The sequence below is a fragment of the Corynebacterium macginleyi genome (assembly GCF_003688935.1).
In the GTDB taxonomy this organism is placed as follows: Bacteria; Actinomycetota; Actinomycetes; order Mycobacteriales; family Mycobacteriaceae; genus Corynebacterium; species Corynebacterium macginleyi.
Genome location: NZ_REGE01000001.1, coordinates 233263 through 257675 on the forward strand (window position 1 = coordinate 233263; position 24413 = coordinate 257675).

Consider the following 24413-nt stretch of genomic DNA (forward strand, 5'->3'; position numbering starts at 1 on the left):
CGAGGAAGAAGAATTTTAGGTTAACTGTGGCTCTTCCACATCCAGTTGCGTGTCAGTGCCAATATCAAGGCTCGACGGCGCAGCCCCCTCATGAATGAGCTGGGCACCGAGGGCAGCGATCATCACGCCGTTATCGGTACACAGGTTAAACCGCGGCACGCGCAGCTCCACCCCGGCGGCGTTGCAACGCTCGGCGGCCAGCTCCCGGAGCCGGGAATTAGCCACAACGCCACCACCAAGCAACAACACCTTCGCCCCGGTATCCTCACAAGCACGAATGGCTTTAGCGGTGAGCACATCTGCCACGGCCTCTTGGAACGAGGCGCATACATCCTCCACGGAGATGGTCTCGCCGGCCTTTTCGGCGCGCTCCACATAGCGCGCAACGGATGTCTTTAGCCCCGAGAAAGAAAAATCATGCCGGTGCTCACCACGTAGATCCTCGGCGCGCGACATGCCGCGCGGGAAATCGATGGTGGGCTTTCCGCGGGAAGCCAGCTTATCGATGACTGGCCCACCCGGGTACCCCAATCCTAGGAGTCGGGAGACTTTGTCGTAGGCCTCACCGGCGGCATCATCAAGCGTGGAGCCTAACTCGCGCATGGGCTTTCCCACGGCCTCAACTTCGAGCAACTGCGTGTGCCCGCCGGAGACCAACAGCGCGACCGAGTGCGGCAGGCTCTCGCCCTCGAGGTTGGCCACGGCCACGTGTCCGCCGAGGTGGTTAACGCCATAAAAGGGCACGCCCCACGCGGCAGCATAAGCCTTGGCGGCGGAAGCACCCACGAGCAGGGCGCCAGCCAGACCAGGGCCCACGGTAGCGGCAATGGCATCGGGCTTATCGATGCTCGCCTCTTCCAATGCCGCCCGCATCACCTGCGGCATGGCCTCTAGATGGGCCCGGGAGGCGATCTCGGGCACCACGCCGCCAAAGCGCGCATGCTGCTGCATCGACGAAGCAACGGCATTGGCGATGATCTCCATGTGGCCGTCCTGCTCCAGCTCGACGATGCCCACGCCGGTCTCATCGCAGGAGGACTCGATGCCCATGACCTTCATTACTGCTCCTTTGCTTCACGCTGGCTTAGCTGCGGGGTATGGCTGGGGGTTTGGCTAGGGCGCATCATGACGTGCGCATCCGCCCCGGAGGGCTGATAGTAATTGCGGCGGATCCCCTCGATGTTAAAGCCATAGCGCCGGTATAGCTCGATGGCGGGATCGTTTCCCACGCGCACCTCTAAAAAGATGGGCGCGCTTTTGACGTCCGCGATATGGCAAATATTCTCCATCATCATGCGTGCTATGCCGCGTCGCTGGGCCTTAGGATCAACGCCTATGGTGTGGATCTCGAACTCTGGGTCTGCGACTGGGCCCATCATGCCAATGCCGGCATAGCCCCAAAGGACGGGTTTTTCACCATCCTCCGGCACCGCGGGGTCCAAAGCGCCTTCCACTCCGAGGTAGAAGGTGAAGGGCTGGGCCATTTCTTGCTTAAATATCGCTTCCGTCCACGGGGTTTCACCAGGAAATAGTACCTTCTCCAGCTCAGCGCAGCGTGGTGCATCGGCGGGAGTAAGCTCGCGCAGGTTCACAGGCGCACCTCTGGAATCGCGGCCGAAAGTCGCTGCTTTTTAGGTGGAACCGCATCGGGGCGGCGCAGGTACATCGGCACGAATGGCTCCGGATCCGCAGCGAGCAGCGCGACGGCTACCAAAGCCCCGGCAGTGGGCGCGGCTTCACTGCGTGGCAGCGCAGCAAGTTCCTCCGGCAACTGCTCAGCCAGCTTCTCAGGGATGACCACTCGTGCGACATCCGGCACGGTTAGCTTCCCCGGCTTCGATACGTTCGGACCCGCAACGCGTTGTCCTGCGCGGTAGGTGGCCCAATAAATTTCCTTGCGGCGGGCGTCGGTGGCAACTAAGGTCGCATCCTCGTTACCAGCCTCTGCTAGCGCAGCGTGCGCGATGGCATCATGGGTGCACACGCCGTGAAGAGGGATACAAAGGGCATCAGCAAGCGCCTGCGCCGTGGCCATACCGACGCGCAGTCCGGTAAAAGGACCAGGGCCCACGCCCGCCACAATAGCGTCGAGATTCCCGAATTCCAGCCCCGCCTCGCCCATCACCTCGAGGATGGTGGGCATGAGCCGTTCATTGTGGGCGCGCGTATCAGCTACAATGCGCTGCGTGGTCCGCCCTGATTCGGTGTCGACTACCCCGGTGACCAGAGCGGTCGTCGCCGTATCAATGGCCAAGACGCGCATTAGCCGACCAGCTTCCACACGCCGTCTTCGCTCTGAAAGGTCAGCGGCTGAGAACCCTGGAGCAGCGGTACTCCGCCGTCGAGGTCGTGCCCCTGCTGTTCCATGGTCTTAACCTGGGCGTTGATCATCTCGCAGACCTCCACCTCGGAGGAATCCAATTCCTCTACATAAGGATCGACGTTGTGGCCCAGAGCCATGACATAGCTTTTGCCCTCCGGAACGACACCGTCCTCGAACGTAATGTCATCCGGATTCGGGGCGGCTTCCTTGACCTTGTCTTCTGCCATGCCCGAGCAGATGAAACCGATAGCGCTGTAGTCGGCGCCGTAGACATCGGAAGGAATGAGTGGCATTACCTCAAGGTTCCGCGGGGCGTGCTGCAAGGTAGTGGTGAGGTTCCCCTCTAAGGGATCCTCTTCACGCAAGGTAGCTCCGGCAACGAGCACCATCATCACAACGATAAACAGCGCGATAATAGCCGTGGTCAGGTTACGAGAAAATTGAGTCATGGGGTGAGTAACGCTCCTCGGGTCAAGGGGTTCTATATGTACATTTGGTGAAGTTAATGTCAGTTCTGTTACCGAGGCTACTCGGCAGCTCACAAGCATTCACCCACGGGGTAGTGCCTGCCAGTGTAGGCGGCTTACCACGTGGGTGAATAATTAGCGCGGGACATATGGGGCTAAAGCAAGAGCAATAGCAACACCTGAGCGGCGATAATCTTGCCGATGATGGTGGTTGGATACACCGTTGCCCAGCCGCGCCCGGCAAGCTCCGTTCCAGTTTGGCCGCGGATATAGGCAAATACCGCCGGGTTTGTGGTCATGCCGGCCGCACAGCCCATGGCCTCGTCCCACTTCAAACGCAGCACCAGCATGCCGATAACCCCGATGAGGATGGCCGATACCAAAGTAACGATGAAGCCGACGCCGATGATGGTCAGCGAGGATGGATCCGTGAGGGCGTCGCGGAATGACGCACCTGCGGATGTACCTACGCCCGCCAAAAAGAGCGTTAATCCCAGGTTCGAGAGGGATTCCCGGGTATGGAAGGGCATCTGCCAATTAATGGGGCCAGTACGATTCAGGTAGCCGAGAATGAGCCCTACCACGACAGGACCGCCGCCAAAACCCAGCTGCAGGGTCGATCCGCCCGGCATGGGAATGGGGATAAGGCCCAACAGCATTCCCAGGGTCAAACCGATAGACATGGATAATAGATCAGCATTGCCGAGAGCCGATTCGGAATCGCCCAAGTACTTGCGCACATCCCGCACCCGGTGCGTGCTGCACACCACACGCACGCGGTCGGAGTAATTGAGCACCATATCCGGATGCGGAACCATGTCGCTATCGCCCTTGCGCACGCGAGCGATGATAAAGCCATGTTCAAGCGCTTCAATATCGCGGATCGGCTTGCCGGCGACCTTCGGGTTGGACACGGTCATACGCTTATACTGCAAGCCTGCCTCTGGGGTGAGCTCGACAGGATACTCCTCACCAAGTATCTCGATAGCGCCGTCGACGTCTTTTTCGGAGCCATTAATAAGGAATGCTTCGCCCTTACGCAGGGGCATATCCGGCTCCGCCAGTTGGTGATTTTCCATATCGGAAATCTCGCGGGTAGCCACCACCGTATTTCCGGTTACACGGTAGAGATGCCCGGCCGTATCCGGGAAATCTTTGTTAAGCCGCACACCTTTAGCTACCAGCGGAGCGGGAATCATCCCCTCTTTCTTGGCATCCTTCTCATGATCTACCTTCAATATCTTTGCGCCGAAGGCAGCGACTAGAATCGCACCAATGACTGCGCCCGGATAAGCCAGCGAATAGCCGACGACCGGGGTGGAATTGCCCAGCATATCCACTACCGCTGCCATACCTGGGGTGGACGATAGTGAACCGGCGAACATACCTGCGGCCACATCGGCTTCAAGGTCGAAAACGCGGATGAGTGCAAAGCCCACTCCAACGAGTACAACCAACATGCCGATCATAAAGACGGTCAGCTTCCAGCCGCGGGTAGCAAATTCGCGGACGAACGACGGCCCGAAGTTAAGGCCAATGGCATAGACGAAAATAGCTAAGCCGAATTGATACACCAGCGGCGGGATCTGGATATCGGGATTCGCGGTAGAAAGCCCGAGCGCCACGAACATCGCGGCCGCGGCGCCGAGAGAAATACCAAAAAACTTGATTTTACCCATGGCCAAACCTATGGCCATGATGGCAAAAAGGGCGAGTAGAGGACTGGAGGCTAGGAGATCTAACACCCCTTAAGGATCCCGCACTTTGAATGCCCAAAGCAACTTAACGCCCTAAGATATCCATCACTTATAGCGTGAGACTAATGAGAACTACCTAATCATTCTGGCGCCACGACCAGCTGACACGCCGTACGTCCTTATCGGCGTCTGCAAACTCCGCCGGTTCGCGGTCGATGCGGACAAAGAGGTAGGAGTCCGCGATCTGCTCGACGAGGCCGCCGCCCCATTCGGCAACGACGACGGCATCAGCAAGCTCAGTATCCAAATCCAAGGCATCCAGTTCCCCCAGGGGATCGCCGGAATTAGCCCCGCCCTCATCCAGCAGGCGGTATGCATCCACGTGCACCAGGTCCGGTCCCCCAACCCGGGAGCGGTGCACGCGCGCGATCACGAACGTGGGCGAGGTAATGCGTCCTTTGACGTGCATACCTTGGGCTATACCTTGGGTGAAAGTGGTCTTCCCCGCACCCAATGGACCATCTAGGATGACGACATCGCCGGCTTCCAGCGCGGCGCCCAGCTCCCTGCCGCAGGCGTGTGTCTGTTCCACTGTTACCAAATCGCGAGTTCCAGAGTCCGGAAAATTACGGCGCATCGCTCTCTCCTACATACTCGCGTTGGGTGCGGCCGGTAGGCCGGCACACCACCTCATAGTTAATGGTTCCCACGGCACCAGCAAGCTCGGTGGCGGACATGCCACCCTGACCGAAGATGGTGGCCTCATCACCGAGGACGATGCCATGGGGATTATCTCCTAGATCCACCATTATTTGGTCCATACAAACACGGCCAACCTGGGGATAGAGCCGCCCACCGATGCCAACCTGGAGGTGACCTTGATACGCGCGTGGCAGGCCATCGGCATAACCGCAATCCACCGTAGCCAGGAAACCTGGCTTATCCGCGCTCCAGGTACACCCATAGCTGGTGGCTTCACCCCTATCGATCGGTTTGAGCCCACAGACATTTCCGGACCAGGTCATTGCCGGGATCAGGCCGTGGTCGCGCCCCGCGATGGGCTCGAGTCCGTAACACGCAAGGCCGACCCGTACCTGTTCAAAGTGCGCCGAGGGGCGCGAGAGCGTGGCCGATGAATTAGCTAAATGATTAACCGGACATTCCAGACCAGCCGCGCGCGCCGCGTCGAGGGCACGCCGGAACTCCTTTTCCTGGGCATCATTATGCGCGTTATCTGGATCATCCGCGCAGGCGAAGTGAGACATGAGACCTTGGACGGCGATATGCGGGGCATCCCGAAGCAGCACAAAGACCTCTTCCCAATCCGCTTTATCCACCCCGGCGCGGTGCATTCCGGTTTCCACCTTGATATAAACCTCGGCGGGAATTTCTGCCTCGACCAGCTTGTGCACCTGCGCCGGGGAATTGACCGCAATCTGGACTCCGCATGCCAAAGCCTCTTCCAGCACCTGATCCGTCTGCCAGATCCATGCCGCAATAGGTAAATCCACCCCCATGCGCCGCAGCTGCACGGCTTCTGTCAGCGTGGCAACTCCAAAAGAATCCGCTCCTGCCCTTAGCATCACGGGCACGACTTTTTCCATGCCGTGCCCATAAGCATCCGCCTTCACCACGCACATCAGTTTGACGTCTGGGCCGATCTTCTCCTTAATCAGCTGCACGTTACGCGCGATGGCAGCAAGATCAATTGTGGTTTTCAGCATGCCCCTATTGTGCCACTTTCCCCCCGCGCGCTGAATTTACTGCAGCTAGGCGCAGGCCCCTCTCCCGGCAGTGTGGACGATATGGAAGAGGGCGAGGGGCCACAGACCGTGGGATGTGTTATTCCACGGTCACGGACTTGGCTAGGTTCCGCGGCTGATCAACATCGTATCCCTTGGACTTTGCCACGTGTGCGGCAAAAATCTGCAGCGGCACCGTAGCTAGGAGAGGCTGCATCAACGTCGGTGCCTTGGGCACACGGATGACGTGGTTAGCGTAATCCTCTACCGCAGTATCGCCTTCTTCTGCGATCACGATGGTGATGGCACCGCGGGCGCGGATTTCCTGGATATTAGACACAACCTTGGAGTGCAGCGAATCGCGCCCGCGCGGCGATGGCACGATAACAAAGACCGGCTGGCCTTCTTCAATCAGCGCAATCGGCCCGTGTTTGAGTTCGCCAGCGGCAAAGCCTTCCGCGTGCAGGTAAGCGATCTCCTTGAGCTTCAGCGCACCCTCCAAGGCAACTGGGAAGCCCACGTGGCGGCCCAAGAAGAGCACGGATTCCGCATTCTTCATGGTGCTAGCCAGCTCAGCTACCTGCTGTTCTTGATCGATGACACTCTGTACCTTATCCGGCATATTGCGCAGCTCAGCCAGAACGCCTTGAATTTCATCAGAGAACATATTGCCGCGCAGCTGTGCTAGGTACAGACCCAGCAGGTAGGTCGCGGTAATCTGCGCCAAAAATGCCTTGGTGGAGGCTACCGCGATTTCGGGACCCGCATGGGTGTAGAGCGCCGCATCGGATTCGCGCGGAATTGACGAGCCCTGCGTATTGCAGATAGCGATAACCTTCGCACCTTGCTGGCGGGCATGGCGCACGGCCATCAGGGTGTCCATGGTCTCGCCGGACTGAGATAGGGCCACGACCAAGGTCTTTTCATTAACGATCGGATCGCGGTAGCGGAACTCGTGGGCGAGCTCAACCTCAGTGGGGATGCGGCACCAGTGCTCGATGGCGTACCGCGCCACGTGACCGGCATAAGCCGCAGTACCGCAAGCAATGACGATGATTTTGTCGATGGACTTCAGGATCGATTCATCGATGCGCAAGTCATCCAGGGTCAGCTGGCCCTGATCGTCAAAGCGGCCCAACAAGGTATCGCGCACCGCGGCGGGCTGATCGTGGATTTCTTTTTCCATGAAGGAATCGAAACCACCTTTTTCAGCGGCAGCCGCGTCCCACTTGATCTCAAAGTACTTGCCCTCGGCGGGGTTGCCGTCGTAGTCAGTGATGGCGATATCGTCCGCAGTAATGGTGACAACCTGGTCATTGTCCATTTCCACTGCGGACTTGGTGTAATCGATAAAGCCCGATACGTCAGAGCCCAAGAAGTTTTCACCCTCACCCAAACCGATGACCAGAGGCGAATCGCGGCGGGCGGCAACGATGCGGTCTGGCTGGTCAGCGTGAATGGCCAGAAGGGTAAACGCGCCGTCGAGGCGCTGGGCGGTCAGCTGCATTGCCTTGGTGAGGTCACCTGCGGCGTCGTTGTGGAAAACATCTCCGAGCAACGCGGCGGCAACTTCAGTATCGGTTTCAGAAACGAAGTTAAAGCCTTTGTTCAAAAGCTCGGTCCGCAGCTCCGCAAAGTTTTCAATGATACCGTTGTGAACCACGGCCAGCTTGCCGCTGTCGACGACGTGTGGGTGTGCATTGAGATCGGTCGGACCACCGTGCGTGGCCCAACGGGTATGCCCAATTCCTAAAACAGAATCCTTCAGGGGACGCGCTGCAATCTCGTCGTCCAAGGCAGCGACTTTGCCTGCCTTTTTCCGCCAACCGATTTCCCCCTCGGCGTACATCGCCACACCAGCGGAGTCGTAGCCGCGGTATTCTAATCGACGTAGACCTTCCAGAACTACATCCAGAGCGAAGTAGTCGCGGTCACCATTAGCTAGACCAACATATCCAACAATTCCACACATAAGAGTTGATTCTACATCATCGACTAACGGGCGAATGCTTCAGATAGCTTGGGAAATAGTGTGTGTTCCGGAGTTATTCCGGTCAGTTCGGTTGCTAGGGAATCCGTCGCCGCACGGTCCCCCGCAGCAGCTTGCAAACGCTTTTGAAGCTCGACAGATTCCGCATCCTCAGGAACATCAAAGTCTAAGGCTGCTCCCACAGCTTCAACCAAAGAAGTAGCTTCAAACCCACGTGCCGCCAGTTCAGCGGCAGGCCCGATGAACCGTTCGTTACGAGAAATCTTTCGCAATGGCGCACGACCTACTCGGTCCGTAGTGTCAGGAAGTTCTGGATTTTGGAATCGCTTTAGAATCTTATCAACGTACGCCTGCTGCACCTCAGGATCGAAGCCGAATTTCTCAACGATGAGCTGCTTCGTTTCCGCCAATACAGCGGCCACTTTTCCACGGATTTCCTCGCGCGACAAAGCATCGGAGATAGCGGAAATTCCTTGCTGCTTTCCAAAATACGCAGTAGCTGCGTGACCCGTATTCACGGTAAATAGCTTCCTGGTAATATACGGCGCAAGATCTTCTACCCAAGTAATGCCGGATATATCGGGAACGTCCACGCCAGCCTGCGCAAACGGCTCAGCTTCCACGACCCATTCATGGTAGGTCTCAACAGTTACGTCCAGCGCTTCGGCACCTGTCCGACGCTCTTGGTTCGGAACGATGCGATCGACAGCGGCATTAGGGAAAAATGCTACCTCATCAACCTCTGGATAGACCTTGCGGATGGCATCAGCGAGCCCATCAGTGGCGTTGATTGCATTTTCGCATGCGATGACAGGTACCTTTGCACTACCAGCCGCTGCACGACGCCTTAGCCCCTCTGCAATTGAAGGAGCAATAAACCTCAGCACAGTGGGACCTACTGCAGTCGTAATCATGTCCGCATCAACTATCTGCGCATATAGACCTTCCTCGTCCTCTGCCGAGTTCACGCCGGAAAAACCGGTTACCGTTACGTCCCGAGCATCAGCGCCCACTTCGTGCACGGTATAAGAATCAAGATCATTCAATGAGTTGATCAATGGTTCAGCAACGTCCGCAAACTTTAGCTCGTAATCGGCTTCATGCAGGATTGCTCCCACAAATCCACGACCAATATTTCCCGCACCGAAATGCAATGCCTTCTTAGTAGCCATTACTTATTCACCTTTTCGAAAATTTCGAGGATCTCGTCCTTCGTTGTGGCCTGTTCAAGCTGCTCCACGGTGTCTGCCTCGCCGAAGATTTTGGCAATCTTGGACAATGTCTTGAGGTGAGAGCCATCTGCACCAGCGATACCGACAATGAACGTGGCGGGCTTGCCTCCCCAGTCTACGGGTTCGTTCAAACGAATGAAGGAGATGGCAGAACCTTTGATAGATTCCTTGGCCTCATTTGTACCGTGCGGGATTGCCAGACCATTGCCCATAAAGGTGGATACGGATTTTTCGCGCTCATGCATTGAATCCACGTAAGCCTGCTCGACCGCTCCCGCAAAAACTAGCAATTCACCTGCTTGGTCGATTGCTTCCTCACGGGAGGTGGCATGCCCATCGAGGACAATTGTTTCCGCACTAAGTACGTCAGTTCCGGCAGATTCATTATCGGATAGAGCGTCCGAAACTGCGGGGCCCTCTGGAGCATTGTGTTCGCCTGCGGTTGGAGCTGTGGCGGAAGATTCACTCGATTGTTGCTCGCGAATTAGCTCAATCACTTCGTCATAACGCGGTGAGGCCATGAAGTTATCTACTGTTACGTGAATAGCAGACGGCGTTGCTGGTTTTGCACGCTCTGCCAAATCCTCGTGAACGACGACTAGCTCGTAAATATCTTTTAGATTATTAACTGCCGAATTGGTGACGGTGACTACGTCTCCGAATCCTGCTTCCTTAATTTTATTCCGAAGCACGGAAGCGCCCATGGCGGAAGAGCCCATTCCTGCATCGCAGGCGAAGACAACATTGCGGATCTCAAGGGACTCTTTTGCAGTTTTAGAAGAAAGCACCCCTGCGACAGAGGATTTCCTCCCCTTCATAGCCTCCATATCCGCAGCGGCCTTATCCAAGTCATCTGTACCCTTCGTGAATTTCAGAATCGGCGCAGCAATAGCAAAGGACACTGCAGTGGAAGCGAAAACTGCGGTGGTTACCCCGAGATAAGAATCGGACGCGACGGTTCCGTAAATTGCAATGATTGAGCCAGGAGCTGCAGGTGAACGAAGTCCAACGTCCATTATCGTATTGATGGCAACACCGGTCATTCCGCCACCAATTGCGGCAAGCAGGAGCTGCGGACGCATTAGCACGTAAGGGAAATAAATCTCATGAATACCACCGAAGAAGTGGATCAAAGCGGCTCCAGGTGCCGTTGCTCGCGCCGACCCCGCGCCAAAGACCATGAAAGCAAGCAGGATTCCCAAACCAGGTCCTGGGTTAGCTTCTAAGAGGTATAGGACCGACTTACCAATCTCTGCTGATTGGTCAGTCGCCAAAGGGGTAAGAACTCCGTGGTTAATGGCGTTGTTGAGGAAAAATACCTTTGCGGGTTCGATCAAAGCGGAAGTCAGCCACAAGAGGTTGTTGGAGATAAGGAACTCCACAGCCCGCCCAGCAATGTCCATGATGAAGTTCATCACTGGAGTCAGTAGATACATCGATGCAATAGCACCAGCGAAACCGAAAATGCCGAGTGAGAAGTTGTCCACCAACATTTCGAATCCAGGGCGAATTTTACCGGCCCACAAGACCTCAAGCTTCTTGAATAGCCAGGCAGCCAGAGGGCCGCAAATCATGGCACCTAAGAACATAGGCGAAGAGTGACCGTCCTCGCCAATCCACTCTGGTGCGGAGGTACCCATAATGACACCCATCGTGACGATGGCACCTACCACACCACCACGGACCTCATACACCAACTTACCGCCGGTAAATGCAATAAGAATCGGCAGCAAGTAAGTCACCATGGGGCCGACCATCGTATTTATCTTTTCGTTCGGGAAAAACCCGTCTGGGATGAATAGAGCGGTGAGAATACCCCAAGCGATGAAAGCGCCGATGTTCGGCATAATCATCGAGGATAAGAATGTTCCGAACTTCTGAACGGCGACACGAGCCCCGCCCTTTTGTTGTTTCGTCTCAGCCATACGCACAATCCTTCACTAGCAGCTGAGTGCGTGCGAACTAAGCACACGCACAGTGGGAACGTTTTTGATTATTGATTTCATCAATAACCTCGTCATTTTAGCCCTTCGCAAGCGAAAGTTTAATTTTGCATTTAAAATAATTTCATTCGGCCTACTTTAATGAGGGCATCGGGTTCAGTCGAGGTAATTCCTCTAGCTAAATCAGCAGGAACACGTTGGTAACCAAACTCCCTGGCTGCAGCTTACCGGGGACGTAGGAGAAGATGGGCATCGGCAATTAGCCGCACCCCTTTCCTGCCCGGTCAGCTAGCAGGTGGCGTGGTCCAGCATCTCCAGGACATGGTGGCAATCCTCGCCGGTGGCACGGCTCATGCCCATCTCACACATGAGGTTGGTAGAGGCTTGATACTGCCCGCCCAGCTCCTTGATATGCGCGGCCTCGGCGCGGTTGCCGGAATGGGAGCTCCGGATGGAGCATGCCGCGGTCGCCGGCATAACCACAGCAATGCAGGCGCTGCGAATGTGCAGCTCCTTGGCTGCGGCCCGGGCGACCTTTTTAACATCCCTCACTATGCCGAGTTGGACCACCGAACAGGCCGGGTGAATCGTCATGGAATCGGCCGGCTGGGTGGTCTCGAGGCGCGGCAGCAGTGTATCGGCGGTACAGCTCGAAGCATCCACGATTACGGGAAGACGGACGTTTTCCGTAGCCTCCATGATGCTTTCACGCACGCACTGCCCCATGATCCAAGCGCTTGAGTGATCTGCCGCCCCTTGCCTAGTTCCAGCTGATATCCCGGTACGGTACCGCGGCTGATAAGCGAGCATAACGTCGGTGAACTTTGTAACCAGCTGCAGCGGCGGCATTTGGGCTCCGGTAAGCGCCATCGCCACACCGCGGCTGGTGACCTGCCAACTCTTGGCGGCGGTGAACTAGACCTTCTCTTTCACGGTTCCGGTATGTTCGCCGTGTAGCTTCTGAATGAGTTTTCCGGGATCAATGCCCATCGAACAGGTAGTTAAGCACATGAAATCCGTGGCGCACCGTGCCGCAATCCATGCGGGTGAAATTATTCGCCACCACGCCGCCGGTGGTGCAGGCCGCCTCGCTCGCCGGGCCCGGGCCGAGCTTGCGGTTGCGCGGCCCCAAACACGCATTGACCTGGTGCGCGATTGCCCCTGGCTGTACGCACCCCTGTTGGCCTCCGCGAACCCGCGCATGTTCCGCTCGTCACCCCTTGCCACCGGCTCGGGGTGATCTTCATCTATCCTAGAGTGCGTGTCTGCGAATTTGAATAAACATTTAGGAACGTTATCGAAGCGTGGCCGCAACCGAGTGTTGGTTGGCGACCTTGATTATGCAGGTATTACCGGCAAGGTTTATACCCCTGCGGAAGGCCAAGGCCTGCCCGCCGTTGCCTTTGGCCACGATTGGATGCACAAAATCAAGGATTATCACGCCACGCTGCGCCACCTCGCCAGCTGGGGCATCGTCGTGGTCGCCCCTAATTCTGAAACAGGCATCTTTCCTGACCACCGCAATCTGTCAGCAGATATGGAATCTGCGTTGCAAATCGCCGCTGGGGTGAAGCTGGGAACCGGCAATATCACCGTATCACCAGGCAAGCTCGGCATGATCGGCCATGGCATGGGTGGCGGCACCGCAGTTTTGGGCGCGGTTGATAACCCGAAAGTCAAGGCCGTCGCCGCCATCTATCCCGCCGTGACAGCCCCCTCCGCCGTCGAGGCCGCGCGCAGCCTCGACACACCGGGCCTGGTCATCGGTTCTGGGCGCGATGATATTTTCAATGCCGGAAACCCTGCGAAGCTAGCCTATAACTGGCGCGGCCCGGTGGCCTTCCGGGCCATCGATAAAGGCACGCAAAATAGCTTTAGCGAAGATCGCTTCCGCAAATTAGCCATCGGCTCCGGTGCATTCCGAACCGGCCCCACCGAAATCGCCCGCGGCCTCGTCACCGGTTTCTTGCTCTCCACCCTTGCCGGAGAGTCCACCTATGACGATTTTACGGATCCCGAAGCGAAAGCGAAGAAAGTAGAAAGCTTCACCGGAGATGACCTGGCTGAGCGCGCCGGGGTCACCCGCGATGACTAATAGCTAACCCGCGGAACTAGCCCTATCCACGTCGCAGCACAGATTTCACCTGCCCCGATGCGTTGTTAATACGCATTGGGGCAGTACCGTTTGGGCCGCTTCTGCTACTTCGACGCCACGTTCCAGCAGCCGCTTGTCGATGCCCCACCGCATCACCTTCCCTTCCCCCGTACTGTTCAGTTTTAGCCTGCTGCACGGCCTTCGCCGTGGATTTTTCTAGCTCATCCTGGGCTTTTGCCAAGCTTTTTTCGAATTCCAACATGCGCCGTGCGGTGCGCTCGCGAAATCCCTGCGCAAATTCTGCAAAATCGTTATTCATTACCATTTCCCTGCCTTTCGTGCAGTCACGGACGGTTCATCTGGGTGCGGAGTTGGCTCAGGCTGGGGATGAGCCCCGGGAACTGGGGCAGAAACCGGTGACTGTCCAGGTCCCGGCGATGGTGCTGGTGCAGGGCTGGGTGGAGACTGTGGATCTGGGACAGGTGCCTTAGCACCCACCGCTTCCGCTGCTTGCAGGTGCTGCACCTTTTCTGGCGGTGGAGCAGGTTCTTGCACCTGGGAAAGCTCCGGAGGTGGCTCAATCGTTCCCCCTTCCGGGCACGGTTCAGGTGCGGGTTTCGGACACGGCTCGGGTTTCGGTTCTGGTGCAGCACAAGGCTCAGGTTTCGGTTCTGGTTCAGGGCAAGGTTCTAGTTCAGGTTCCAGTATGAGCCCGGGTTTTTGGCAGGGCTCAGGTTCCGGTTCCGGACAATCAGTATCCACGATGTTTTCCAAGCATCCCGCGGCACCTTCAATAATGAGGCCTAGACCTACTAGGGCAATTCCTGCCCCAACGATTCCCAAGCTGCCGCTGCAGGAGGCCTTGATGTCACAGGCTATCTTGTATTCCACTGCAGCCGGCGATGTTAGCTTCTCTTCGCACTCTGAATTCTTCGGAATAAGCTCATGGACTGGGGCCTGCTCAGGCTGGGGTGTGGTAAGTGACTGCGGTGTCGATTTCGGTTCGGGTACGGGTTGTGGCTGGGGTGCCGGCTTCGGACCTGGCATCGGTTCTGGCTTGGACGGGCACTCCGGGGCCGATGCAGGTTGCGTTAGCTGTGCTGGCTGTGGCGGGTTGGGGGTGGTGCCGCCCCCGCCATCGGGCATCGGGCGCGTGGGGGCTGGCGTATCTGGACACTTTTCCACCGGTGGTGGGCAGGAATCTTCCTCAGCTCTTGCCGGTTCGGGGCATTCCTTCGGCAAAGGAGGCTCACAGACACATTCGCAGCGGGACTCAAACTCCTCGTAACAGGATTCAATGGCATCATCACGGTCCCGGCATGTGCTGGCAATGGAGTCATTGGTGTCATCGATAATTTTCGCACCAATAGTGGAGACGATTGGAATAATAAACCTAGCCAGCGGGTGCCTAGTCGCTACCATGGACAAAATATTGAGCAGCGGGATGACCGCGGAAATCAACTCAATCAGTGCGGTATCGGAGATATCGACGACGTCGGAAATAGCGCTCGAGCACTGCTTGGCAGAGTTAGTAAGGTGCTTTCCTTCTTCGCGATGGATATCAAAATCTTTTTGAATGCCCTTCAAATGCTCGCGCAAGGTGCCATGTGCAACATCGGAGTCATCCGTACACAGGAAATCCGCAAGCCCTTTCCCGCCGCCGTGCGGAAGATTTCCTCCCACCGCGGAGATGGTATGGCGCAGTATATTTTGCGGGGAAATTCCATCTACCGCACTGATGAGCTCACCCACAAGCCCCAATGGCATACTGGGGCCGGAGTACTGTCCCAGGCAGGCCAGTTGGAACTGCGAAATGGCGGCGGAATAATCTCCTAGAAGCGATTTGGTCAGCGTACTCACTAGTCCGCAGCCTTTCCGCTTTCTCCTGCAAAGGAGCGGCTAAAGCCGGCATCGTACGTGGCGAATGCGCGCATCTGGTCATGCGCCGCCTGGCCTGTAGCAGAAATATTGTCTAAGCGCCGCGTTCCATTGTCATGAATGCGCGCGAGGATACTGCGTATGCGCTCCCCATGCCCGGAGAAATTTCGCCCAGCTGCAGCAATAGGAAAGTCTGGAACATCGGCGCGATGGGCTTGGCGCTGTTCATCATTGGCACTTATAGCTTGTTTTAGTGCTGACATCGCCTCTGCGGGGCGAAGAAAAACCTCAGACATCGGTATAAATCCCCAAATCCATATGCGGTAAGTGTGCTCACCTTCATTGGACTGGGGTTTATGCCAAATGGTTCCCCGGTACTTGTTATTTTTTGCCTATCTATACTGAGGCGACGACGGCAGAAAGCCTGCCTGCCACCTTGCGGGCATGTTCTTCCTCGGCCGCTTCCACCATGACGCGGAACAGCTCTTCGGTCCCAGAAGGGCGCAGCAGAACACGGCCGGTTTCCCCTAGCTCTTCCTCCGCCTCCACAATGGCTTCCTTGACCTCAGAGGAATCCAAGATCGCGGCTTTATTGGATACCGGAACGTTAATGAGTACCTGCGGCAATACGGTCATCACGGACGCCAGCTCTTTTAGACTCTTTCCAGATTTGGCCATGCGCGCCATAATGGACAGGCCAGTGAGGGTGCCATCGCCGGTGGTGGAGTCATCGGGAAGAACTACGTGCCCGGATTGCTCCCCGCCCAGGGAGAAATCGCCGCGGTGGAGCTCTTCTAACACATAGCGATCGCCCACCGCCGCATGGCGGACCTCAATGTTTTGCTCCTGCATGGCAATGGTCAGGCCCAAGTTGGACATAACCGTGGCCACAAGCGTGTTAAAACGCAGATCATTGTCTTCCTTCATCCCTACCGCAAGCAAGGCCATGATTTGATCGCCATCGACCACATTGCCTTCAGCATCCACGGCGAGGCAACGATCCGCATCGCCATCGTGGGCAAGGCCCAAATCGGCACCATGTTCCAGCACAGCCGCCTGGGCTTTTTCAATATGGGTAGAGCCACAGTTTTCATTGATATTAAAAGCATTGGGCCGGTGATAGATCGGGATAACCTCAGCACCTGCTGCTTCATAGGCGCTCGGAGCGACTTTCGACGCTGCACCATTAGCTGTATCAACGACCACCTTAATGCCGCTTAAGTCAGTAGATACCACCTCTTTTAGGTGCGCTAGATAGCGCTCGCGCCCATCGGGCGCTTCCGAGATAATGCGGCCCAGCTTCGTGCCCGTAGGGCCTTCTTCAACAAGGTTATCCATTGCCGCCTGAATCTTATCTTCCACACTATCCGGCAACTTCCTGCCGCCGGCGGAAAAGAACTTGATCCCATTATCGGGCATCGGATTATGGGAGGCAGAAATCATCACACCAAGATCTGCACCGTAATCATCCGTCAAGAAGGCGATAGCCGGGGTGGGGAGCACCCCCACTCGCACCACATCGACGCCACGGGATGCCAAACCAGAGGCGATGGCAGCATCGAGCATTTCGCCTGATACGCGGGGATCACGGCCGATGACTGCCAAGGGGCGGCGCTCATAAGATTCGCGCTGCGAAGTAAAAACTTCCGCAGCCGCTTGTCCGAGCCTCAACGCCAAAATGGGAGTCAGCTTTTTGTTCGCAAGGCCGCGAACTCCATCGGTTCCAAATAGTCGAGTCATGCCGTCAATTATGCCCTGTAAGTCTTGCCGGTTGCATGTTTGGGCATTGGCACGCAGCTGACCACGGGGTCCATATACACCACGCTAGTGGACGCAGCCCGGGCGCAACTGGAGGGGGCATAGGCAAGAGCGATAAGACGACAAAACCGCCGCCTCCCAGAATGGGAAGCGACGGCAATGCATGGCGCTTGCGCGCGCAGTTGAAGCGAGATTAACGCTTGGAGTACTGCGGTGCGCGACGTGCCTTGTGCAAACCAGCCTTCTTACGCTCAACCGCACGAGCGTCACGGGTAAGCAAACCAGCCTTCTTCAAGGTGGCGCGATCAGCCGGGTTGTAGATGTTGAGTGCACGGGCAATAGCCAGGCGCAGGGCACCGGACTGACCGGTTGGGCCACCACCGCTCACGGTGACCTTGAGGTCAAACTGGTTCTCGCGGTCCAGCAGGGTCAGCGGGGTGAGGATGTCCTGCTGGTGCAGCTTATTGGGGAAGTACTCAGCGAACTCGCGGCCGTTGACCACTATCTGGCCGGAGCCAGCCACGAGGCGAACGCGAGCAATGGCGCGCTTACGGCGACCGACGGTCTGAATTGGGCCCTCGTGGACCGGAGCAGCGGCCTCAACCTCTGTCTCGGTCTCAGCATTGGCACTAGCCAACGAATCACCAATGGTGTTGGTGAACTCTTCGGTAGCTGCGGTTGCTGCAGCGATGTCAGCAGCCTCGGCTACATTGTTGTCGATGTTCTGCTCAGCCATTACTGTGCCACCTGCTTAAACTCGAAGGTTTCCGGCTTCTGACCGGCGTACGGGTGCTCATCGCCTACGAAGACGTGCAGCTTCTTGATGGAAGCGCGGGAAAGCTTGTTGTGCGGCATCATGCCGGCAACAGATTCCTCGATAACGCGGACCGGGTTGGCGTCCAAAGACTGCCCCAGGGTCATGGACTTCAGACCGCCCGGGTAACCGGAGTGGCGGTAGCGCATTTCGCGGTCGCGCTTGTTAGAAGAAACATGGATCTTGTCAGCATTAAGGATGATAACGTGATCTCCGGTATCAACGTTCGGTGCGAACTGTGGCTTATGCTTGCCACGCAACAGGTCTGCCACGGTGGAAGCAAGCTTGCCCAGCACCACGTCAGTAGCATCGATGACGTACCACTTGCGGGTGATGTCACCGCTCTTGGGGTGGAAAGTAGACAAAATGACTCCTTGAAAGTCTGTCTCGGAACTGCCGGCCAGCGCTAAGCATCCATTCGCTTCCCTACAGCGGCCGGTGGAGACCTGCAAGAAGCGCTTCGCCAGCTGCTTGCTGACGAGCGAACGCATAGAGCAACAACTCTAGCCGCTGTCGGCAGAAAAGACCAAAACGCCGAAACCGGCACCTTCTCAGGAAAAGGTACCGGTAAATGCGGTTCTATGTAGCAGCTTCTGCGGTTAGCTTCTGCATTTAGCGCGGTGGGGAGACGGCGGCTGCGTTCGCCTCCTGCCGTATGGATACGGGCACAGGCACCGCCTATCTCCCTGACGCGCTTAAACAAGCAGGCTATATAGCTGTTGCCAACCGTACGCTAGCCCCAGCTAGCGGCAGCGCGACGGTTGACATCGCTCATGGCGTCATTGCCCTGAGAGACGGTCTTGGAGATAGTGGCCAGCACGGTATTGAGTTCCTGCGCTGCCTGATCCCACTTAGCCTGCGCCTGATTATAGGCAACTGCGGATTCGCCTTCCCATGTGCTCACCATAGGCTGGAGGCGGGATTTGAGGTCGGCCAAGGTGCTATTGATGCGGCCGGAGGTGGCATTGATATCAGCGGCGGCAGCGGAGATCGCTCCGAATTGGTATTTAATCTCGGACATGTTAATTATGGTTCCTTTCGAAGTTAGTGGTGGAGGTGACTGGATTACAGGGCGAGGCCGCCGCCAACGTTGGAGAAGGCCTGCGCATTTTCGGCTTCGACGTTGTCAAAATTGTGGGCATTGCTGCGGATGTTTTCAGAAATTGACGTCAATGCCTCGCGCAGTTGTTGCGCGGAGGTGTTGTAGCGCTGCATCAAATTGTCGAATGAAACCTGTGCCTGCCCGGCCCAGCTACCGCGAACAGAATCCACTACCCCCTGCAGGCGGGTGAGCTCACCTTGGACTTCGTCATTGGTGTTATCGACGCGGCCGGCGGTAGAGACCATGACATCGGCTTGTGTCTTAAAAGTCTGAGACATAACAGTGCGCCCCTCCTTAGGGCGGGAAGAGATGTAGAGTGTGATTTCCCCCGAAAAAGCTTCTATGCTTTCTCATCGTTATTGGACTGCACTAGGACCCCATTTGGTTCCCGGGAAGCTAAAAACTTTTTTGTTTATTTCTTGCTCATGGATTCGGTGGCCATCCGGCAGGCGGCTTTTTGCACGGTATTCGCATTATGCCGGGTATGGCACCCCACCGACATGTGGTGGCCGGTATCTTCCCATATGGTCCATTCCACTATGGAGCCATCACCAGGGTCCTCTGTATAGAACAACCGCCCTGCGTTCTCGGATACATCGCGCAATTCCGGGTCCCTGTCTACCTGGGCTTTGATTTCATCAAAGAGCGCCCTGGCCGGTACGTTAAAAAGGGAATCCGCCGCTAAGAGGATTCTTAGATCAGGGTCTTCTCCGGTCACGGTAACTAGTCCCTCTTCTACGGTAGCGTGAAATCCGACGGGAAGGACGACAGATAACCCTTCGATATCGAGGCGCTTTTCACCCGGGCTAAGACCGCCATCGCCACCAGGAACCTGATCGATACTGCTGCCACTGGCACCGATATCCTCTCCCGGCACGGAATCGGTGGAGCTAGCAGCGGTAGTACTTCTAGTGGTGATACCGGGCTCGCCTTCGTCCTCATCATGAGACGCACTAGCCCCCATGGTCCACCACGAAGCACCGACGACCGCGAAGATCACTACGACGATGGCGACGTGAAACATGTCGATGGCCCCAATCCAACCGCGCAGCTTATCGGTCCACCGCGTGCCCGTCCCCTTCGTTTTCTCCTTACCCGCTCGCGCGCCAGTTCCAGTTTCGGTATCAGTTCCTGTCTCCGGTCCCGCTTCCGTGTGTTCAATGAGGCTATCCGCCTGGACCGTGGACGTAGATGCCGGAGCTTTCCCAGGCACAGCCGCTGCCAATACTGATTCCGGTGTAGCCACTGCTTCCTGCTGGCGTACGCGGGCACCTGCTACATCGAGCTGACGCTTCAAAATGGTAACGGCTTCGCGGGAAATGTCGGTGCCTGAGGGATCCGCGATGACGGCTACGTCCACATCCGGCCATGCGGAACCAGCAATCTTCGCTACTTGGTCCATGACACGGCCAAGGGCCTTGCCTTCCACGATGCCGGTTCCGGAGAGATCGTAGCGGTACACGGTTTCTGGGCCTTCAAAGATGGTGGCCGCGTCCATAACGGTTACCGCAATCGTTGCCGAGGGCGTAGAGATGGGAGCTTGTGCAGACATTTATTCCTCTCCTCTCCCATAGACCACCTGGGCTATTCCCAGGTTTTCGCCGCGGATGCCCCACTGTCCGCGCCCAGACGGCTGATGGCTGGGCTTTAGCCCGAAGATGGTTCCCTCATCGCGGTCGGCATCGAAAAGCAGGAATGCGGGCTGCAGGTCGCGCACCGCGGAAAAGAATTGTCCAAAAAGTGCCCGGCCGATGCCACCGGATTTTCGGGCGATGACCATGTGCAAGCCGATGTCCCGGGCGTGCGGCAAGAGATCTATCAAGGGAGCGAGGGCGATATCACTGACCAAGTCTGCATCATCAATCACCACGTAAATATCTGGACCTTCCCACCAATTACGGGCAGCGAGTTGCTCTGGGGTGATATCCGGCCCCGGCAAGCGTTGTTCCAGCGTGCGGACGGTATTGACGATTGTCTCCTGCACACTGGATTGCGTCGCGGCATAGGCCGCCACCATGTCTTGGTCCAGCGTGCCCAGGTGAGCGCGGCGCTGATCGATGACTACCAGTCGCGCCGCCTCGCGCGCGAGGCCACTAATCCCCCGCATGATCTGTGCCAAGAAGTTGGACTTGCCGCAACCTTGTGCGCCGATGGTAACCAAGTGTGGTTCGCGCTCTGGATTCCACGCCAGGGTGGAAAGGTCGCGCCCGCCGATTCCCCACGGAATACCACCAGTGGGTGCTTCGCCATGAGCGGCAAGCTCATCTGGGGTCAGGACCGCAGGCAGCATCTTCAACCGCGGAGCCGGAATAGCATTAGTATGCACGCGGCAGATGTGGGCAATGTCTTGGTTCGAGGTATGTGCGAGCAGCATATTTTCGCCGGCTTGTGTCAACCCCCTGCCCGGGGCGCTGGGCAGTTTTTGCTGCAGCTTGCGGTCAATGAGGGAATCGAGCGCCTCTCCCAAGCGCAGCTCGAGGCGGTGAGCAATGAGATCCCTAATCGCCGGACGCATCGTGGTCCACCGGGAAGTCGCGATGACGACGTGAACATTGGCAGAGGTGCCGTCAGTAACGATATCCGTGATGGCTTCAGCTATATCCTCAAACTCTGCATTGGACGGACCGATGTGGTGCCAGCCGTCGATAATTAAAAAGGTCTCGCGCGATTCCGGCCGGCGAATAAACCCGGCTACCTCGTCTACGATGCGACGGACCTTTTCGCCTTCTTCGCGGCCAGCTAGGCCGGCAACATGCGGCAGCCGGTCCAGGGCGGCTAGCTGCCCGCCACCCAAATCGATGACATAAAAGCGGATATCTTCCGGCCGCCGGTGCAGCGCCAGGGACGAGACTATCGTGCGCAGCGCGCCCGACTTGCCGGATTGCGGTCCCCCACACAGGGCAAGGTGGCCGCCGTGTTGGTGAAAGTTGATGACCAGTTGGTCTTGCCGCTGGTAATACGGCCTATCTATGACCCCAATCGGTACGGAGAGTTCCGCCGGGTTGGACGCTGCGCCCTCCATATCAAGAGACGACAACTCAATGACCGTCGGCAGCGGCGGTAGCCAGATGCGGTGTGCCTCCTGTCCACGGGCCGTGGCTTCCTCACCGGCGGCGCGAACCACCTCGCCGAGGACCGATGTAGATTCATCCATCACCACCGTGGACGAATCCTGCGTAGCGGCATCGTCTTCCACCCATCCGGTAAAAAGCTCGACCCGGCGTGCCGGGCCTGTGAGATTACCGTCGCGGTCCGTGGCCGCGTGCCTGCCGGGGCCACTTGCGGCCCGGCGCGCGAGCGGGCCTGACACGTAGGAAGCCTGAAACCGGGTGAGATCTTCGGCATCGGATTTCAGGTATCCTGCGCCAGGTTGCCCGGGTAGGTGGTAGGCATCTGTCACACCAAGGACTTGGCGGGATTCGGCGGAGGAAAAGGTTTTGAGACCAATTCTGTAGGACAGATGGGAGTCCAGCCCCCGCAAGCGCCCTTCCTCAAGCCTTTGGGAGGCCAAAAGCAGGTGCACGTGAAGGCTGCGCCCCAAGCGCCCCACAGCGACGAAGAGCTCGGCGAAGTCAGGATGCTGGCCCAGTAGCTCGGAAAATTCGTCCACGACAATGACCAGCGCCGGCAAGGGGCCATAATCGCGCACGGCATCTGCAGAGGCATTGTACTCGCCCACATTGGCAAAGTTGCCGGCAGTGCGCAAGAGCTCTTGACGGCGGTTCATCTCCCCGGAAATGGCATCATACATGCGCTCTACCAGCGTGGATTCCTCTTCAAGGTTGGTAATGACCGCAGAAGTATGCGGCAGGCGGTCACAACCCAAAAAGGTCGCACCGCCCTTAAAATCCACCAGCACCAGATTGAGTTCATCCGGGCTATGCGTAGCGGCAAGTGCGGTCACCAAGGTACGCAGGAGTTCAGATTTACCACTGCCAGTAGCCCCGATGCACAAGCCGTGCGGCCCCATTCCCCCATGTGCGGATTCTTTCAAATCCAGGGTCACCGGCTGCCCGATAGAATCAATGCCGATGGGCACCATGAGCCGCGAGGTGCCATTACGCCCGTGCCACATACCGCTGGCAGCCAATTCATCAACGTCGCTATAGCCGAGCAGCCCCAGCAAATCGTTGCCCCGGCGCCCGGAGGTGCTATCGGGCCGGCGGAATACCGCCATCCGGCGCGCCATAATCGTGGCCGCGGCGGCGCCCAAAATATCGGGTGTACCCAGTTCTTCCACCCCCGCCGCCGTCACTGCTTGCAGGGTATCCGCCGCGACAAGACACAGGCCTTCTTGTTCCGCGCGCAGGCTCAATGCGGACGACGGCGCACCCCCTACTTCAATGACGGTGGTATAAGAATCGCCGTGAAAGAAGTCCTCGGTGCCGGTGGTAAATAGCGAATCGACCAGCACAATGTGAAACCGCGCCTTATCCGGCTCCCGGGTATGCGGCAGCCATTTCAGCCACTCCCATTCACCACCGATGGCCTTCATCCCGATGGTCTCGGGACCATGCGCCAGCGCTAGCTGCATGACCAAGGCCCGCACCGTATCGCGGGCTTTATCGCCGGTAAAGGATAAAAACCTAAAAGCCTGCAATTGGATAACCACCGGGAGATCGGGCACGATTCCCACCGCCTTGATCGCCTGGCGCATGCTCACCGCACAAACCGGGTCCAGGTCCTCAGTGGCACCGGAATCCGGAACATTGATGGGTGTGCACAGCGTGGTAGGCCCGGTTCCCACGCGCACCTCTAAAGCATCCGGATCATCGGGCCCGCGCTCCCACATGCGCCGCGATCCAATTAGTGGTTCCAGTCCCGCCGGATCCGGGTGCCGATACAGCTCGTGTGCGCGCTGCGCACCCGCATTATCCAGGGCCTTTTCCCGCAGTGCCTTGATGTGTCGCAAGTAGGTCCGCCGGGTTTCATCCGGGTCCTGCCCGCTATCTTGCGGCCCAAACATCATGGCCATGCTAGCCAGCATCATAAGAGGGAACATGAGCGATACCGGGCTAATTTGCCGCGAGTCACCCGCGCCCAGCACCATCAAAGCCACCATGCCCAGCATTGCGGCTATCATCACGATGGGCAACAATAAACGCACCAGCGGCACCGGCTGTGGGCGCACCGCTTCCGGAACTTCCTCAGCCTCAAGCGTACCGGTAGGAAGCGCCGGTGGCGCGTCCCTCAGCGGCATCGTCAACGGCTCCACGATGTGGGTTTCCCCGATCCCAAGCATGAGTAAAATCCTCCCCCGATCCACGCACTTAGCGCTCTTGGCCCCCTGCCAAGATTCCCCGCACTGCGGTGGACACGACGCCACCAGTAAGCCACAATATGTGGCAATGGGCAAGGGGGACGCCCACAAT

Annotated in this window: 23 protein-coding genes; 1 reads left to right on the forward strand and 22 read right to left on the reverse strand. The window is 57.5% G+C overall.

Translation table 11 applies throughout. The annotated features are described in order from the left end of the window. Window positions 1-15: 15 nt before the first annotated feature. From tsaD to D9V82_RS12955, 12 genes are all read right to left on the reverse strand, one after another. The gene (tsaD, locus tag D9V82_RS01200) at window positions 16-1059 is read right to left on the reverse strand and encodes a tRNA (adenosine(37)-N6)-threonylcarbamoyltransferase complex transferase subunit TsaD (RefSeq protein ID WP_121910578.1); all 1044 of its coding nucleotides are present in this window, start codon (window positions 1057-1059) and stop codon (window positions 16-18) included. Further along, on the reverse strand, window positions 1059-1592 hold the full coding sequence (rimI, locus tag D9V82_RS01205; protein ID WP_121910579.1) for a ribosomal protein S18-alanine N-acetyltransferase: 534 nt from the start codon (window positions 1590-1592) through the stop codon (window positions 1059-1061). Before rimI ends, tsaD begins: the two co-directional genes overlap by 1 nt. Beyond that, complete coding sequence (gene tsaB / locus D9V82_RS01210) at window positions 1589-2263, reverse strand: tRNA (adenosine(37)-N6)-threonylcarbamoyltransferase complex dimerization subunit type 1 TsaB (protein ID WP_121910580.1); 675 nt, start codon at window positions 2261-2263, stop codon at window positions 1589-1591. The genes rimI and tsaB overlap by 4 nt, the downstream gene beginning before the upstream one ends. Beyond that, a complete protein-coding gene (locus D9V82_RS01215) occupies window positions 2263-2772 on the reverse strand; it encodes a hypothetical protein (RefSeq protein ID WP_121910581.1) in 510 nt (169 codons plus the stop codon). The genes tsaB and D9V82_RS01215 overlap by 1 nt, the downstream gene beginning before the upstream one ends. Before the next feature lie 173 nt (window positions 2773-2945). Then, entirely contained in the window at window positions 2946-4535 is a 1590-nt protein-coding gene (locus tag D9V82_RS01220) for an aspartate:alanine exchanger family transporter (RefSeq protein ID WP_121910582.1), read from the reverse strand. A gap of 88 nt (window positions 4536-4623) precedes the next feature. Further along, window positions 4624-5124, reverse strand: coding sequence for a tRNA (adenosine(37)-N6)-threonylcarbamoyltransferase complex ATPase subunit type 1 TsaE (gene tsaE, locus D9V82_RS01225; protein ID WP_121910583.1), 501 nt, complete (start codon window positions 5122-5124; stop codon window positions 4624-4626). Then, window positions 5114-6211, reverse strand: a complete 1098-nt coding sequence (alr, locus tag D9V82_RS01230) for an alanine racemase (RefSeq protein ID WP_121910584.1) — start codon at window positions 6209-6211, stop codon at window positions 5114-5116. Before alr ends, tsaE begins: the two co-directional genes overlap by 11 nt. A 118-nt stretch (window positions 6212-6329) precedes the next feature. Continuing rightward, the gene (glmS, locus tag D9V82_RS01235; RefSeq protein ID WP_121910585.1) at window positions 6330-8201 is read right to left on the reverse strand and encodes a glutamine--fructose-6-phosphate transaminase (isomerizing); all 1872 of its coding nucleotides are present in this window, start codon (window positions 8199-8201) and stop codon (window positions 6330-6332) included. 23 nt (window positions 8202-8224) lie between these two features. Beyond that, the gene (locus D9V82_RS01240; RefSeq protein WP_121910586.1) at window positions 8225-9391 is read right to left on the reverse strand and encodes a mannitol-1-phosphate 5-dehydrogenase; all 1167 of its coding nucleotides are present in this window, start codon (window positions 9389-9391) and stop codon (window positions 8225-8227) included. After that, the gene (locus D9V82_RS01245; protein ID WP_121910587.1) at window positions 9391-11376 is read right to left on the reverse strand and encodes a PTS mannitol transporter subunit IICBA; all 1986 of its coding nucleotides are present in this window, start codon (window positions 11374-11376) and stop codon (window positions 9391-9393) included. The genes D9V82_RS01240 and D9V82_RS01245 overlap by 1 nt, the downstream gene beginning before the upstream one ends. Window positions 11377-11682: 306 nt before the next feature. Next, window positions 11683-12108 carry an oxidoreductase gene (locus tag D9V82_RS01250; protein WP_234457393.1) on the reverse strand — a complete coding sequence of 142 codons (426 nt, stop codon included), beginning with the start codon at window positions 12106-12108 and terminating at the stop codon, window positions 11683-11685. A 265-nt stretch (window positions 12109-12373) separates the two neighbouring features. After that, the gene (locus tag D9V82_RS12955; protein WP_338079638.1) at window positions 12374-12526 is read right to left on the reverse strand and encodes a hypothetical protein; all 153 of its coding nucleotides are present in this window, start codon (window positions 12524-12526) and stop codon (window positions 12374-12376) included. A 129-nt stretch (window positions 12527-12655) separates the two neighbouring features. Between D9V82_RS12955 and D9V82_RS01260 the strand changes: the two genes are divergently transcribed. After that, window positions 12656-13489 carry a dienelactone hydrolase family protein gene (locus D9V82_RS01260; RefSeq protein WP_121910589.1) on the forward strand — a complete coding sequence of 278 codons (834 nt, stop codon included), beginning with the start codon at window positions 12656-12658 and terminating at the stop codon, window positions 13487-13489. Between the two features lie 22 nt (window positions 13490-13511). Here the strand turns inward: D9V82_RS01260 and D9V82_RS01265 are convergent, their stop codons facing one another. The 10 genes from D9V82_RS01265 to eccCa all read right to left on the reverse strand — a co-directional run bounded on the left by D9V82_RS01265 (window position 13512) and on the right by eccCa (window position 24283). Next, window positions 13512-13808, reverse strand: a complete 297-nt coding sequence (locus D9V82_RS01265) for a hypothetical protein (protein ID WP_121910682.1) — start codon at window positions 13806-13808, stop codon at window positions 13512-13514. Further along, complete coding sequence (locus D9V82_RS01270; RefSeq protein ID WP_121910590.1) at window positions 13808-15349, reverse strand: hypothetical protein; 1542 nt, start codon at window positions 15347-15349, stop codon at window positions 13808-13810. Before D9V82_RS01270 ends, D9V82_RS01265 begins: the two co-directional genes overlap by 1 nt. Further along, on the reverse strand, window positions 15349-15663 hold the full coding sequence (locus tag D9V82_RS01275; protein WP_121910591.1) for a hypothetical protein: 315 nt from the start codon (window positions 15661-15663) through the stop codon (window positions 15349-15351). The genes D9V82_RS01270 and D9V82_RS01275 overlap by 1 nt, the downstream gene beginning before the upstream one ends. A gap of 100 nt (window positions 15664-15763) precedes the next feature. Further along, window positions 15764-17107, reverse strand: coding sequence for a phosphoglucosamine mutase (glmM, locus tag D9V82_RS01280; RefSeq protein WP_121910592.1), 1344 nt, complete (start codon window positions 17105-17107; stop codon window positions 15764-15766). A gap of 211 nt (window positions 17108-17318) precedes the next feature. Continuing rightward, window positions 17319-17861, reverse strand: coding sequence for a 30S ribosomal protein S9 (rpsI, locus tag D9V82_RS01285; RefSeq protein ID WP_121910593.1), 543 nt, complete (start codon window positions 17859-17861; stop codon window positions 17319-17321). Further along, window positions 17861-18304 carry a 50S ribosomal protein L13 gene (gene rplM, locus D9V82_RS01290; protein WP_121910683.1) on the reverse strand — a complete coding sequence of 148 codons (444 nt, stop codon included), beginning with the start codon at window positions 18302-18304 and terminating at the stop codon, window positions 17861-17863. Before rplM ends, rpsI begins: the two co-directional genes overlap by 1 nt. Before the next feature lie 368 nt (window positions 18305-18672). Beyond that, a complete protein-coding gene (locus D9V82_RS01295; protein WP_121910594.1) occupies window positions 18673-18960 on the reverse strand; it encodes a WXG100 family type VII secretion target in 288 nt (95 codons plus the stop codon). 44 nt (window positions 18961-19004) lie between these two features. Then, window positions 19005-19319 (reverse strand): WXG100 family type VII secretion target, encoded by a 315-nt coding sequence (locus tag D9V82_RS01300; protein ID WP_121910595.1) that lies wholly within the window; start codon window positions 19317-19319, stop codon window positions 19005-19007. Between the two features lie 134 nt (window positions 19320-19453). Then, window positions 19454-20593, reverse strand: a complete 1140-nt coding sequence (locus D9V82_RS01305) for a type VII secretion-associated protein (RefSeq protein ID WP_121910596.1) — start codon at window positions 20591-20593, stop codon at window positions 19454-19456. Continuing rightward, window positions 20594-24283 carry a type VII secretion protein EccCa gene (eccCa, locus tag D9V82_RS01310; RefSeq protein ID WP_121910597.1) on the reverse strand — a complete coding sequence of 1230 codons (3690 nt, stop codon included), beginning with the start codon at window positions 24281-24283 and terminating at the stop codon, window positions 20594-20596. Window positions 24284-24413 lie beyond the last annotated feature (130 nt).

Bases quoted from the DNA above. Each gene is read 5' to 3' on its own strand.
- D9V82_RS01295 (WP_121910594.1), bottom strand. From the start codon at position 18,960: ATGTCCGAGATTAAATACCAATTCGGAGCGATCTCCGCTGCCGCCGCT.
- D9V82_RS01300 (WP_121910595.1), bottom strand. From the start codon at position 19,319: ATGTCTCAGACTTTTAAGACACAAGCCGATGTCATGGTCTCTACCGCC.
- tsaB (WP_121910580.1), bottom strand. From the start codon at position 2,263: ATGCGCGTCTTGGCCATTGATACGGCGACGACCGCTCTGGTCACCGGG.
- alr (WP_121910584.1), bottom strand. From the start codon at position 6,211: ATGCTGAAAACCACAATTGATCTTGCTGCCATCGCGCGTAACGTGCAG.
- glmS (WP_121910585.1), bottom strand. From the start codon at position 8,201: ATGTGTGGAATTGTTGGATATGTTGGTCTAGCTAATGGTGACCGCGAC.
- D9V82_RS01275 (WP_121910591.1), bottom strand. From the start codon at position 15,663: ATGTCTGAGGTTTTTCTTCGCCCCGCAGAGGCGATGTCAGCACTAAAA.
- eccCa (WP_121910597.1), bottom strand. From the start codon at position 24,283: ATGCTTGGGATCGGGGAAACCCACATCGTGGAGCCGTTGACGATGCCG.
- rpsI (WP_121910593.1), bottom strand. From the start codon at position 17,861: ATGGCTGAGCAGAACATCGACAACAATGTAGCCGAGGCTGCTGACATC.
- D9V82_RS01245 (WP_121910587.1), bottom strand. From the start codon at position 11,376: ATGGCTGAGACGAAACAACAAAAGGGCGGGGCTCGTGTCGCCGTTCAG.
- D9V82_RS01215 (WP_121910581.1), bottom strand. From the start codon at position 2,772: ATGACTCAATTTTCTCGTAACCTGACCACGGCTATTATCGCGCTGTTT.
- D9V82_RS01265 (WP_121910682.1), bottom strand. From the start codon at position 13,808: ATGAATAACGATTTTGCAGAATTTGCGCAGGGATTTCGCGAGCGCACC.
- D9V82_RS01240 (WP_121910586.1), bottom strand. From the start codon at position 9,391: ATGGCTACTAAGAAGGCATTGCATTTCGGTGCGGGAAATATTGGTCGT.
- tsaD (WP_121910578.1), bottom strand. From the start codon at position 1,059: ATGAAGGTCATGGGCATCGAGTCCTCCTGCGATGAGACCGGCGTGGGC.
- D9V82_RS01305 (WP_121910596.1), bottom strand. From the start codon at position 20,593: ATGTCTGCACAAGCTCCCATCTCTACGCCCTCGGCAACGATTGCGGTA.
- glmM (WP_121910592.1), bottom strand. From the start codon at position 17,107: ATGACTCGACTATTTGGAACCGATGGAGTTCGCGGCCTTGCGAACAAA.
- tsaE (WP_121910583.1), bottom strand. From the start codon at position 5,124: ATGCGCCGTAATTTTCCGGACTCTGGAACTCGCGATTTGGTAACAGTG.